Below are 12,154 nucleotides of genomic sequence, written 5' to 3'. Positions count from 1 at the left end.
CATTCAAGTTAATTTCATCGATCAAAGGAACTCCTGATTAATTCGTTGTTTCAAATTTCAATACCAATGAAATCAACAGCTTGCTATCAAGGACTTCTCGAAAAATTGATTTAATCAGAGGTTCCCAAACAGTAATTAACTAATTATCAAAATTCTGTGTATTCCTATAGTTTTTCAAGCAATAAAAAGCCCGCCAAGTCAAGTAACTTGCGGGCTATGCAATATTCAATCTCAAAAAACTTGGTCGGGACGGCGGGATTCGAACCCACGACCCCTTGTCCCCCAGACAAGTGCGCTACCAGGCTGCGCTACGCCCCGAAGTTTATCGTTAAATCAATGCCCATCCAGCAGAGCAAGCTAGTAATAATATCACATTATTCGAGAAAGGCTATTTCAGGAGCTCCAAAATATCTTCCAACTCGCCTATCATTTGATGAATAAGTTGCTTGGTACGAAGACTATCTTCCTTGGCGCTACCACTTGCCAAATGAGCACGCGCCCCACCTATCGTGTAACCTTGCTCGTATAACAAAGCGCGAATTTGTCGAATCAACAACACATCGTGACGCTGGTAATAACGACGGTTACCTCGGCGCTTCACCGGACTCAGTTCGGTAAACTCCTGCTCCCAATAGCGCAATACGTGGGGTTTTACCGCACAGAGGTCGCTAACTTCGCCAATCGTAAAATAACGCTTGGCCGGAATAACCGGTAATTCGTTGTTATTACTGGGTTCCAGCATACGCTTCCACTCGAGCTTTCAGTTTTTGCCCTGTTCTGAAGGTCACTACACGCCGCGGAGTAATAGGAATCTCTTCACCGGTTTTTGGATTCCTACCTGGACGACCGCTTTTGTCGCGCAACTCGAACTTACCGAACCCGGAAATTTTTACTTGTTCGCCGCTCTCCAGACTTTTTTTAATTTCGTCAAAAAACAACTCTACGATTTCTTTAGCTTCGCGTTTGTTTAAACCGAGGTCTTCAAACAATTTCTCTGCAATATCTGCTTTGGTTAATGCCACAATCACTCCCTCAATTTTGCATTCAGTTTAGCCGCTAAAGTGTCCAGCACTTTGCGAAATATAGCATCAATTTCAGTGTCGGTAAGCGTTTGTGTAAAATCCTGCAAGACTAAAGCTAACGCGACACTCTTATAACCTTCGGCAACGCCTGGTCCACGATAAATATCGAAGATCGATATTTCGCGTATCGCCGTCTCGCGACATTCTTGAATAACCCTGGTAATTGCGGTAGCCGATACGGCCTCCTCCACTAACAAAGCCATATCGCGGCGTACCGAAGGAAATTTAGATAGCGCTCTGAATTTCGGAACCTTCCGTTCCAATACGGCTTCCTGCTCCAGCTCGAACAAGTATACCGGGCTATCGAAACCTAATTGTTTTTCCAGCGTCGGATGCAGCATACCTAATAAGCCTATTGCTTCGCCGCTTGAATTTTTGATTTGCGCGGTTTGACCGGGATGTAATGCTGGATGTTGATAGACAACAAACTCCGCTGTAATACCCGTTAAACCGAATAACGCTTCGACATCGGCTTTCACATCGAAGAAATCCAGCTTTCTGGCTTTTTCGCCCCATTGCTCGGCGTTAACCGTCCCCAAGGCCACACCGGATAACATTTTCCGTTGCTGAATGTGCCCGTCTTCATAGAAAAACCGCAACCCGGCTTCAAAAAGGCGCACACGACTCTGTTGACGATTCGTGTTGTACAAAGCCGCATTCAATAGACCGCACCACAGCGTAGTGCGCATGACAGCCAGCTCGGAGGATATAGGGTTTTGAATCCGGATAAATTCTTCGCCAGGCGCGACGGCATTTTGTATCGCTTCATCAACAAAGCTGTAGGTAATCGCTTCCTGATAACCGCGATCTACCAAGCAATCCTGCAATCTCGCCAATGGCAACTGTGCCTCAGGTGCTTTGCCAAGCTCAGAGCGCATCAACAAACTACTGCTAGGTAGATTGTTATATCCATAGATTCTGCCGATTTCTTCCAGCAAATCTTCTTCGATGGCAATATCGAAACGAAAGCCTGGCGGGGTAATTTCCCAACCGTTTTCGACTACTTGAACCTGCATACCCAATCCTTCAAACAGCGCATGCACTTCATCGTCGCCGAACTGGATACCCAATACTTTGGCGATACGCTGACTACGCAATTTGACTGGCTCTCTGGGTGGCAGCGCCGCAACAGCAGTAATTTCCTGAACTGGCCCCGGGCTGCCGCCTGCAATCTCGATGATCAGTTGTGTCGCGCGTTCTATGGCACGGCGCTGCAAATTAAAATCCACACCCCTTTCAAAGCGATGTGAGGAATCAGTGTGCAAACCAAATTGACGAGCCTTGCCGGCTACATTAATCGGTGTAAAAAACGCGCATTCCAGAAATATGTCCCGAGTCTCACCAAATACCGCACTATCCTTGCCACCCATCACCCCAGCCAAAGCCAAGGCTTGTTTTTGATCGGCAATGACTAAGGCGTCACCATCCAATTCTATGGTTTGGTCGTTCAGTAAAGCCAAGGACTCGCCGGCCCGGCTGCGTCTAACCACGATAGGTGCGCTCAGTTTATCGGCATCGAAAGCATGTAGCGGTTGACCCAGTTCAATCAAGACGTAGTTGGTAACATCAACAACCGGACTTAAACTTCTAATACCACAGCGGCGCAGACGCTCCTGCATCCACATTGGCGTGACCGCAGCGGGATTGATATTTTTGATCAAACGCCCGAGATAAACCGGACACGCTTCTGTCGCTTCAACCTTAACTTCCAAGGTTTGTTGGTGCTGCGGCTCGATAACAGCAAACGCCGTTGCCTGGAACGGCAGATTGTTTAGCACCGCCACTTCCCTGGCAACGCCTTCGACGCTCAAGCAATCGGCACGGTTAGGTGTTAAGCCCAACTCGATCACGTTATCATTCAGCGTCAAATAGTCGCGAATATCGACACCGACCGGTGCATCAGCCGGTAATTCCATCAAACCATCGGAACTGACCGCTAAGCCTAATTCTTTTTCCGAACACAACATACCGAACGACAATTCGCCGCGCAGCTTGGATTCTTTTATTCTGAAATCGCCGGGCAACACCGCACCGATCAATGCTGCCGGAATTTTCAAACCGGGCCTGACATTGCTGGCACCACAAACGATTTGCAGGGGTTCAGCTTGGTCGACATTGACCTGACAAACCCTAAGTTTATCGGCGTTTGGATGTTGAATAGTGGAAAGTACTTCGCCGACCACCACCCCGGAAAATTCAGCTGCCACCGGCGTCACGGCATCGACTTCTAGACCGGCCATGGTCAATTGCACGACTAATTCGGCAGTGGCGACAGGCGGATTGACTAGTTCTCTTAACCAGGCTTCACTGACTTGCATGATTATTTTCCACCGTTACCTAAACTGTTGTAAAAATTTCAAATCGTTTTCGAAAAACATCCGCAGGTCGTTGATGCCGTATTTCATCATCGCCAGACGTTCGACACCGGTTCCGAAGGCAAAGCCCGAATAAACTTGGTTATCGATACCGACCGATTTGAATACTTCCGGGTGAATCATGCCGCAACCGCCGACCTCCAGCCAGCCCGTTTGTTTACAGACGCGACAACCTTTGCCGTCGCACATGACGCAGGACACATCGAATTCGGCAGACGGCTCTGTGAACGGAAAATAGGAAGGCCGAAAGCGCACGTTGACTTCTTTTTCGAAGAAGGCGCGCAGAAACTCAAAAATGACGCCCTTCAGGTCACCGAAACTAACGTCGGTATCGACCAAGAAGCCTTCGACCTGATGAAACATGGGTGAGTGAGTCATGTCCGAATCACAACGGTACACACGGCCCGGCGCGATAATTTTCAGGGGCGGCTTTTCGGATTCCATCACCCGAATCTGTACCGGCGACGTGTGGGTTCTCAATACGGTATGTGCATCGAAATAGAAGGTATCGTGCATCGCCCGCGCGGGATGATGTTCGGGAATATTCAAGGCGCCGAAGTTATGGTAATCGTCTTCGATTTCCGGGCCTTCGACGATATTAAAGCCGGCCTCGGCAAAAATTTTGGCAATCCGCCGCAAGGTGATCGTGACAGGATGCAATCCGGATACGGTCTGGCCACGCCCCGGCAGGGTAACGTCAATACATTCGCTAGCCAAACGCGCCGCCAATTCGGCATTTTCTAAAGTCAACTTCCGCGTTTCTAACGCTTCTTGAAATTTGTTTTTAGCATCGTTGATAACTTGCCCGGCACTGCGCCGTTGCTCGGGGTCCAGACTACCCAGCTCTTTCATCTGCTGAGTAAACAGGCCCTTTTTGCCTAAGTAATTGACTCTGACCTGATCGAGTTGACTGAGGTCTGTTGCATGTGCAAGCTCTTGTAATGCCTGCGTAACAATATCTTCGATACTAGCCGACACGACTCAGCTCACTTTTGTCTGCAATTGAGGGAGATTCCAAAACGATAGGTTCCCGCCAAACGAGATACGGCGGAAAATTCCCCGCCAGAAACGGGGAGTCGAGCGATTAAGCCGCTCTTGCGGAGCGGCTTAATATTTTCCTTACGGTTTGCTTTGGTTTGCTATAGCCACTTTCGCAATCGCGCCGAAAGCGTCGATATCGCGTACAGCCAAATCGGCCAATACTTTGCGATCAATCGCAACATTGGCTTTATTTAGACCGTTGATCAAACGGCTATAGGAGATACCGTACAAACGTGCGGCAGCGTTGATACGCACGATCCACAAAGCGCGGAATTGGCGTTTTTTCTGTTTACGGTCGCGATAAGCGTATTGACCGGCCTTAATGACCGCCTGCTTGGCGACGCGGTAAACCCGGCTACGGGCACCGTAGTAACCTTTTGCCAGTTTTAAAATCTTTTTATGTCTTGCTCTAGCGGTGACGCCGCGTTTAACTCTAGCCATGTTCTACTCTCTTCAATAACGGTGACAAATCAACTGTACGGCAGCATACGCGCAACCAATGGCGTATCCGACGGATGAAGAATGGCTGTTTTACGCAGTTGCCTTTTACGTTTGGTGGTTTTTTTGGTCAGGATATGACGCTTATGCGATTGTTTGCATTTAAAACCGCCGCTTCCGATTTTCTTGAAGCGCTTGCCGGCACCACTATGGCTTTTCATTTTTGGCATTTGTTTTCTCCAATGATTAAAAGTAAAGTCCCTGAGATAAAACCCAGTGAGGCAAAATGCTTGGCCCCATTGAATTTCCGGACACAAAAGTATCCGCTAGCCGATTCGTTCCTGAATCGCGTTGCCGTTTTAAAAAACGGCTAAAACCGTGTGATCGAATTATTTCTTTTTCTTCGGGCCCATCACCATGACCATTTGCCGGCCTTCCAACTTGGGAAATTGCTCGACTATGGCCATTTCTTCCAGATCGGTTTCGATACGTTTCAACAAGTCCATGCCCAACTCGCGATGAGTTAGCTCCCGGCCTTTAAAACGTACAGTGATCTTGGTTTTGTCGCCTTCGTTTAGAAACTTGATCAGGCTACGCAGCTTGACCTGGTAATCACCTTCTTCGGTACCGGGCCTAAACTTGATTTCCTTGATCTGGATTTGTTTTTGCTTTTTCTTGGCGGCTTGCAGTTTTTTGTTTAACTCAAACTGGTATTTGCCGAAGTCCATGACTTTGCAAACCGGAGGATCGGCATTGGGCGATATTTCGACCAGATCCATGTTTGCATCGTAGGCGAGCTGTAACGCTTCGTTTATTGAAACAACCCCGACTTGTTCACCTTCAGCGCCTACTACCCGAACCCGCCTGGCGGTAATTTCGGTATTTAAGCGCGTTGCATCTTTTTTAGAGCTGATACCCTAATCCTCCAAGTTGTTATTATTTTCGATCCGCAATCTGGTTTCTCAAGCGTTCGCCAAGTTCGCCAATTGACAGACTTCCTAGATCCTCGCCCTGCTGCGTGCGTACACTGACAGTGTGAGTTTCTAATTCCTTGTCGCCGATAATCAAAAGATACGGCACTCGCTGCATGGAATGCTCACGGATTTTAAAGCCTATCTTCTCGTTTCTCAAGTCAATTTTGACTCTAAGACCTTGTTTTTCAAGTTGTCGCCTAACTTCCTCGGCATAATCGGCATGGCGATCAGTGATATTCATCACCACCAACTGCACCGGCGCCAACCACAATGGAAAAGTTCCGGCAAATTGCTCGATCAAAATCCCGATGAATCGCTCCAAGGAACCCAGGATCGCCCGATGCAACATTACCGGCACATGCCTAGCGCTATCTTCGCCTATATACGAGGCATCCAGCCTTTCCGGCATCGAGAAATCAACCTGTATAGTACCGCATTGCCAGACTCGACCTATACAATCTTTTAAGGAGAACTCAATTTTAGGACCATAAAAGGCGCCTTCACCCGGCTGTAACTGCCAATCCAAACCTTTAGTATTCAGCGCCAATTCCAAAGCATTTTCAGCTTTATCCCAGACCGCATCGTCACCAACGCGATTTTCCGGACGAGTCGACAGTTTGATAATCACTTCTTCGAAGCCAAAATCCTTATATACCTCGAACAACAGATCGATAAACGTAGACACTTCGGATTGAATCTGATCTTCGGTACAGAAGATGTGTGCATCGTCCTGTACGAAGTTTCTAACCCGCATCAAACCGTGCAAAGTACCGGATGGCTCATTGCGGTGGCAGGAGCCAAACTCGGCAAGGCGCACAGGCAAATCTCGGTAGCTCTTAATGCCTTGATTATAAATTTGAATATGACAGGGGCAATTCATCGGTTTCACCGCATAATCGCGGCTTTCCGAATGTGTGGTAAACATCATTGCACTGAACTTATCCCAGTGCCCTGACTTTTCCCACAAAGTACGATCAACAATTTGCGGCGTTTTGACTTCGCCGTAGCCGTTCACGCGCAATTTCTCGCGCACGTATTGCTCGATTTGCTGATAAATAGTCCAGCCTTTGTCGTGCCAGAACACCATGCCCGGGGCTTCTTCCTGGGTATGAAACAAATCCAGCGCCTTGCCGATTTTGCGGTGGTCGCGCTTTTCGGCTTCTTCCAGACGATGCAGATAAGCGGCTAGCTCCTTAGCGTCGCCCCATGCGGTACCGTAAATGCGTTGCAGCATTTCGTTTTTTGAATCGCCGCGCCAGTAAGCGCCGGCAATTTTCATTAACTTAAAGGCTTTTAATTTGCCGGTGCTGGGCACATGCGGGCCACGGCACAAATCGGTGAATTCGCCTTGCTGATACAAAGACAAATCTTCGTTGGCAGGAATCGAAGAAATAATTTCAGCTTTATACTTCTCGCCCAAACCTTCAAAAAACTTTACAGCTTCGTCCCGCGACAACAGGGACCGACTAATTGCAATATCCTGCGCAACCAGTTCCGCCATTTTCTTTTCAATGGCTGTCAAATCATCAGGTGTAAAAGAACGCTCAAAGGCAAAGTCGTAATAGAAACCGTTTTCTATCACCGGACCTATGGTTACCTGCGCCGAGGGGAATAATTGCTTGACTGCCTGGGCCAATAAATGCGCAGTGGAGTGGCGAATTACATCAACACCCTCTTCGTCCTTGGCAGTGACGATTTGCAAGCTGACATCGGAATCGATTAGCGTGGAGGCATCCACCAACTTGCCATTGACCTTGCCAGCTAACGTGGCCTTCGCCAGACCCGTACCGATAGAAAGGGCCACATCCATTACAGACACCGCTTGGTCGAATTGACGCTGAGAGCCGTCGGGCAAAGTGATTACAGGCATTTTCGATTCCACAATAAAAAAAGCACCGTCATGCGGTGCTTTATGTTTTGGTAGGCGCGAGTGGACTCGAACCACCGACCCCCACCATGTCAAGGTGGTGCTCTAACCAGCTGAGCTACGCGCCTAAAGTCTATCGTTCGAGCCGCGCATTATAACGATCTAAACAGCTTATGCAAGCTTTTTCTCCGACGACCGCTGGTTCAAGCCGTTGCAGTTAAAATGGAACCCTTAGCGCCAGGGGTTGGCGAGTTGCTCTCACGATTACCGGACAACTTGTTTAAGAACTCCAACAAAGTCGGTTTTTTACCATTCACAGGAGTACCCAGCAAATTCACTAGCTCGTTAAAACTATCTTGCAATTCCTTATATTTACCGCCAGTTGCACCATTTGCGTCACTCAGAGCCGTGATCAAATTTTGCAAATTATCGGTGAATTTACCGTAGCCATTTCGACCTACCCCTCTATCACCATGCTGAACATCATCGTCGGAGCCGTGACGCCGATCCGCACTGTATTTCAAAGCCTGACGCAAATCGTGCAAGAAGCTGTGTAAGGCCTGACGAACATCGGCGACAGTTGCGCGTGGCGCGGACGTAGTGGTTGTAGCCGTTGATGTATTCGTTACCGGTACAGTTGTCGTAGTTGCCGGCGTACCGGCGTTATTCTGGACGCTGGTTGCAGGAGTTGCGGCCGGAGCTTGTGCAGCGCTTGTTGTTACAGGCGTCGAAGTAGTCGTAGTCGGCGTAACCTGCTTTGGCGGTGTTTGCACGGCACTTGCATCGCCTTGCGCCGCTGTAGAAGTTTGCTGCACACCACTTTGCTTTAATACCTGCCGTAAATCCTGCAAAAAGGTCTGCAACAACTGCCCGAGATTAGATGAGTTATTTTGACCGCCACCAGCATTGTTTTCAGTGGTGTCATCGCCGGCAGAATCGCTATTACCACCAGGAATATTCAGCCCGAAACTTTGCAATGTTTGCATGACATTGCGCATGAACGCCCCACCGCCATGATGATGCCCATGCTTCTCCCCTCTTCCACTGACCGCCGGACGCTCTGTGTCCTCGTCGTTGTGAGTGCTTTTGGTACTGGATATGCTGATGGTCGTTTGCGATACATACAATGATGTTGTCAATGAATTGATCGTAGTCATTAGATTCACCTTGACGCTGCATAAAAACAAATGGTCAATAGCCAAGGGCAGGATAGACATACGCAAATCAGTTCCTGTATTGGCGGTTACAACCATGCCGTTTCTTTTAGCGGCAGAAATTTTGTGAACTTTAGCTAACTATCCAAAAAAAAGACCAAACACGCTTGACTGAAAACAAAACCTCGCGAATAAAGTTGGCTAACAAATACCGACGCAAAGTTACTAACCGATTTCCAGCTAAATTCCCAGCCAGTTTTGTGGGCGTAAAAATGTGTCGTACAACTCGGCCTCTGCACTACCCGGCTCAGGCTGCCAATTGTATTGCCAGTGCGCGACGGGTGGCATGGACATCAAAATCGATTCGGTCCGACCGCCCGATTGCAGCCCGAATAACGTCCCGCGGTCGTACACCAGATTAAATTCGACATAACGCCCACGCCGGTACAACTGAAAATTACGCTCCCGGTCGCCATAGACTGTGTCTTTACGTTTTTGCACAATAGGCAAATAGGCATCCAGGTAATGGTCACCTACGCTCTGCATAAATGCAAAAGCTTGAGCAAAATCGGGCTCGTTCAAATCGTCAAAAAACAAACCACCGACGCCACGGGTTTCGTTGCGGTGCTTTAAAAAGAAATATTCGTCGCACCATTTTTTATAGCGTGGATACACATCCTCGCCAAACGGCAGGCAAGCTTCACGCGCCACTTGATGCCAATGCAATACGTCTTCGCGGAAAGGATAAAACGGCGTCAAATCGAAACCGCCGCCAAACCACCAAATTGACGGCTCACCGTCTTTTTTGGCGATAAAAAACCGCACATTGGCATGCGAGGTCGGCACATAAGGGTTGCGAGGATGCATCACTAAGGACACACCCATCGCTTCAAATTGCCGGTTGGCTAACTCAGGTCGTTTGACGGTTGCCGACGGCGGCAAATGACTGCCAAACACATGCGAAAAATTAACCCCGCCTTGCTCAAACACCTCACCATTGGCCAACACCCGCGAACGCCCGCCGCCACCCTCGGCGCGTTCCCACGCATCTTCAATGAAGCGAGCGGTGGGCTCTTCCGCCTCCAAAGCAGTACAAATTCGATCTTGCAAATTCAGCAAATACGTTTTTACAGCGGATATATCGTTCTCAATCATGATAAAGCGTTGTCCCGTTGATAGTAATTTTAATCAGCAACCGTTATGCCGCAGCCCATTTAGCGCAAATTATCACAAAATATAAAACTAAAACTCGGATAAGCAGTGCGCCGACACTTACGTCGGCACCCTGAAAACTCTAAACAGCACCAAATTATGTGCGTACGGCTAATTTACTTATCTCAGAAATTGTTGGCTTGGGATACCGAATTTCGATTGCACTATTTGGCTTGATGTTTCCCGATGTACAATCTGTTTTTTATTCCTTGATAACAGTGTGGATACATTATGGGATTTGAAGAACTAGCATCGCTCAGAGATGAACTTGTCAAGCAAGCGGCTGCCAATAAATCGGTACAACGGCAAAAAAAGATAGCGGAGAAATCACCTATCAAGAAGACCGGCAAAGCTGATGCCTTAGTCGCGATCATCGGCTTGCTGCAAAAGAAATTCCCTTTGGCATTTCCCAAAAAACCCGCCGCCAAACTGCCCTTAAAAATCGGTATCCACAAAGACATCCTGGCGCATGCCGATCAACTCGGCGCAGATAAAAACCAACTCCGCAACGCACTGAAGGCATGGTGCTGGGGACATCGTTATTGGGATTGCCTGACGGAAGATGCCGTCAGAGTTGATTTGCAAGGCATGCCAGCCGGCCAAGTCACAAAAGCAGATGCTGAACAAGCCAGCAAATTAAAAGCAGAACGACGAAAACAGCCCGAAGCAATCGAAGCATTACCTACCGAGGAAGCATAATTTTTTCAAGCAAAGATAATGTCAACCCCAGAAAAACACGGGGATCAAACTTTTGATTTTCTGGACGCCCAACTGCGCGGAAACGCCGAAACTGGGTGTTTCCCAAACCCGCTTGTCTGATTGCTAATGCGGCTACTCATCTCTGCCGAGTGAGCAGTACGTCCGGCTCGGAAATTCTGAACCAACCGATATGCACTCATTCACCCAAAGCAAACTCCGGTGCGTGCCGGCATCATCAGTTCCCGGAAAATTTTTGTCATAAAACCTCAACAAGCTATTAAAATAGCCACCGATTCTGCAAAGCTATCCCGGAATCACAAGGTATCGACTGCAAAATTTGCGTCATTTTCTTCTCGCGATCACGCCTTAGGTTTACCCACACCAAGGCAGTCTCTTCACGACCAAGCCTAAAACTAGGCAAAAGTCGGCAATACAGAGCCTTAAAGCCCCTCGGCATCCGCCAGGCGTTACTCTTTATAGACTTTTCAAACTCCGACACTGGATCGCAGTTTGCCCGATCCTAAATTTTTAGTTCCCAGGAGGAATTATGTGTTGGAGTGGCGAGGCATCCGCCGCGCTTGCCGTAACCGGCTTTGCGAGCACTGCTTTTTTTTATCGACGCGGCGAATCCAAGGTCTTATGCCTGGCATTGGCCTATTTCTCGCTGATGGAATTACTACAGGCATATACCTATTCGGTGATAGACCAATGCCTTAATCCGAACAATCAGGTTGCTACTTTTTTGGGATATATGCACATCGCGTTTCAACCGTTTTTCGTCAACGCGGTCACCATGCACTTTATCCCGGAATCCTTACGAAAACGTATTGCGCCGTTTGTCTACGCCCTCTGCTTTGCGGCGGCCACTGTATTCATGATGCGGATTTATCCGTTTCAATGGAGCAGTTTTTGCTTTGACCACTACTATCAGTTTTTACCCGGCACTAAGCTCAAATTCCTGATGCCATTTTGCGGCACGGAAATTTGCTCAACATCCGGACAATGGCATATCGCCTGGGCCATACCAGCCAGCGGCAGCATTCAAATGGCTAACAGTTACGTATACGCCGCCTTTCTGATGCCCTTGCTTTACGGTTCATGGAAACTGGTGCTCTATCATCTTACGACCGGTCCGCTGTTGGCCTATTTAACTACCAACAACATGAACGAATGGGCTGCCGTGTGGTGTCTATATTCGATAGGCCTGCTGCTATTATTAATTAAAACACCCATCCGCCAATACTTGCATGTTACTAATTGGTATGGCTGCCGCCATCCTCAGTTTTTTAAATAACTTGATAAATTAACCCCC

General features: G+C 48.3%; 12 protein-coding genes and 2 tRNA genes. 2 read left to right on the top strand and 12 right to left on the bottom strand.

Annotation, left to right across the window (positions count from 1 at the left end):
- Nucleotides 1–241 precede the first annotated feature (241 nt).
- The 12 genes from ACR64Q_RS08005 to hemF all read right to left on the bottom strand — a co-directional run bounded on the left by ACR64Q_RS08005 (nt 242) and on the right by hemF (nt 10,086).
- Nucleotides 242–318 (bottom strand) — tRNA-Pro (locus tag ACR64Q_RS08005).
- A 70-nt stretch (nt 319–388) separates the two neighbouring features.
- Entirely contained in the window at nt 389–742 is a 354-nt protein-coding gene (locus tag ACR64Q_RS08000) for a MerR family transcriptional regulator (RefSeq protein WP_020481982.1), read from the bottom strand.
- Complete coding sequence (gene ihfA, locus ACR64Q_RS07995) at nt 726–1,022, bottom strand: integration host factor subunit alpha (protein WP_026146839.1); 297 nt, start codon at nt 1,020–1,022, stop codon at nt 726–728. Before ihfA ends, ACR64Q_RS08000 begins: the two co-directional genes overlap by 17 nt.
- Before the next feature lie 2 nt (nt 1,023–1,024).
- Entirely contained in the window at nt 1,025–3,400 is a 2,376-nt protein-coding gene (gene pheT, locus ACR64Q_RS07990) for a phenylalanine--tRNA ligase subunit beta (RefSeq protein WP_313734217.1), read from the bottom strand.
- A gap of 15 nt (nt 3,401–3,415) precedes the next feature.
- Nucleotides 3,416–4,435, bottom strand: a complete 1,020-nt coding sequence (pheS, locus tag ACR64Q_RS07985) for a phenylalanine--tRNA ligase subunit alpha (protein ID WP_026604521.1) — start codon at nt 4,433–4,435, stop codon at nt 3,416–3,418.
- Between the two features lie 141 nt (nt 4,436–4,576).
- Nucleotides 4,577–4,939, bottom strand: a complete 363-nt coding sequence (gene rplT, locus ACR64Q_RS07980; RefSeq protein ID WP_020481986.1) for a 50S ribosomal protein L20 — start codon at nt 4,937–4,939, stop codon at nt 4,577–4,579.
- A gap of 29 nt (nt 4,940–4,968) precedes the next feature.
- A complete protein-coding gene (gene rpmI, locus ACR64Q_RS07975) occupies nt 4,969–5,166 on the bottom strand; it encodes a 50S ribosomal protein L35 (protein ID WP_020481987.1) in 198 nt (65 codons plus the stop codon).
- Nucleotides 5,167–5,325: 159 nt separating this feature from the next.
- Nucleotides 5,326–5,850, bottom strand: coding sequence for a translation initiation factor IF-3 (infC, locus tag ACR64Q_RS07970; protein WP_081607885.1), 525 nt, complete (start codon nt 5,848–5,850; stop codon nt 5,326–5,328).
- A 22-nt stretch (nt 5,851–5,872) separates the two neighbouring features.
- Nucleotides 5,873–7,780, bottom strand: a complete 1,908-nt coding sequence (gene thrS / locus ACR64Q_RS07965) for a threonine--tRNA ligase (protein ID WP_026604520.1) — start codon at nt 7,778–7,780, stop codon at nt 5,873–5,875.
- Between the two features lie 48 nt (nt 7,781–7,828).
- Nucleotides 7,829–7,905: transfer RNA gene (locus ACR64Q_RS07960), tRNA-Val, on the bottom strand.
- A gap of 75 nt (nt 7,906–7,980) precedes the next feature.
- A complete protein-coding gene (locus tag ACR64Q_RS07955; protein ID WP_155931194.1) occupies nt 7,981–9,030 on the bottom strand; it encodes a hypothetical protein in 1,050 nt (349 codons plus the stop codon).
- 141 nt (nt 9,031–9,171) lie between these two features.
- A complete protein-coding gene (gene hemF, locus ACR64Q_RS07950) occupies nt 9,172–10,086 on the bottom strand; it encodes an oxygen-dependent coproporphyrinogen oxidase (protein WP_026604517.1) in 915 nt (304 codons plus the stop codon).
- 288 nt (nt 10,087–10,374) lie between these two features.
- On the opposite strand from hemF, the gene ACR64Q_RS07945 reads away from it, so the two are divergent.
- Both ACR64Q_RS07945 and ACR64Q_RS07940 read left to right on the top strand, forming a co-directional pair.
- Nucleotides 10,375–10,842, top strand: a complete 468-nt coding sequence (locus ACR64Q_RS07945) for a ProQ/FinO family protein (protein WP_020481992.1) — start codon at nt 10,375–10,377, stop codon at nt 10,840–10,842.
- 547 nt (nt 10,843–11,389) lie between these two features.
- Nucleotides 11,390–12,136 carry a DUF5765 domain-containing protein gene (locus tag ACR64Q_RS07940; protein WP_020481993.1) on the top strand — a complete coding sequence of 249 codons (747 nt, stop codon included), beginning with the start codon at nt 11,390–11,392 and terminating at the stop codon, nt 12,134–12,136.
- Nucleotides 12,137–12,154: the final 18 nt, after the last annotated feature.

Source organism: Methylomonas sp. 2F7 (genome assembly GCF_057126975.1).
Note: the sequence above shows the minus strand (reverse complement) of the source record. Positions and strands in the feature narration are given on the sequence as shown.

Bases quoted from the DNA above. Each gene is read 5' to 3' on its own strand.
- ACR64Q_RS07945 (WP_020481992.1), top strand. From the start codon at position 10,375: ATGGGATTTGAAGAACTAGCATCGCTCAGAGATGAACTTGTCAAGCAA.
- thrS (WP_026604520.1), bottom strand. From the start codon at position 7,780: ATGCCTGTAATCACTTTGCCCGACGGCTCTCAGCGTCAATTCGACCAA.
- rpmI (WP_020481987.1), bottom strand. From the start codon at position 5,166: ATGCCAAAAATGAAAAGCCATAGTGGTGCCGGCAAGCGCTTCAAGAAA.
- rplT (WP_020481986.1), bottom strand. From the start codon at position 4,939: ATGGCTAGAGTTAAACGCGGCGTCACCGCTAGAGCAAGACATAAAAAG.
- hemF (WP_026604517.1), bottom strand. From the start codon at position 10,086: ATGATTGAGAACGATATATCCGCTGTAAAAACGTATTTGCTGAATTTG.
- ACR64Q_RS07940 (WP_020481993.1), top strand. From the start codon at position 11,390: ATGTGTTGGAGTGGCGAGGCATCCGCCGCGCTTGCCGTAACCGGCTTT.
- ACR64Q_RS07955 (WP_155931194.1), bottom strand. From the start codon at position 9,030: ATGGTTGTAACCGCCAATACAGGAACTGATTTGCGTATGTCTATCCTG.
- pheT (WP_313734217.1), bottom strand. From the start codon at position 3,400: ATGCAAGTCAGTGAAGCCTGGTTAAGAGAACTAGTCAATCCGCCTGTC.
- ACR64Q_RS08000 (WP_020481982.1), bottom strand. From the start codon at position 742: ATGCTGGAACCCAGTAATAACAACGAATTACCGGTTATTCCGGCCAAG.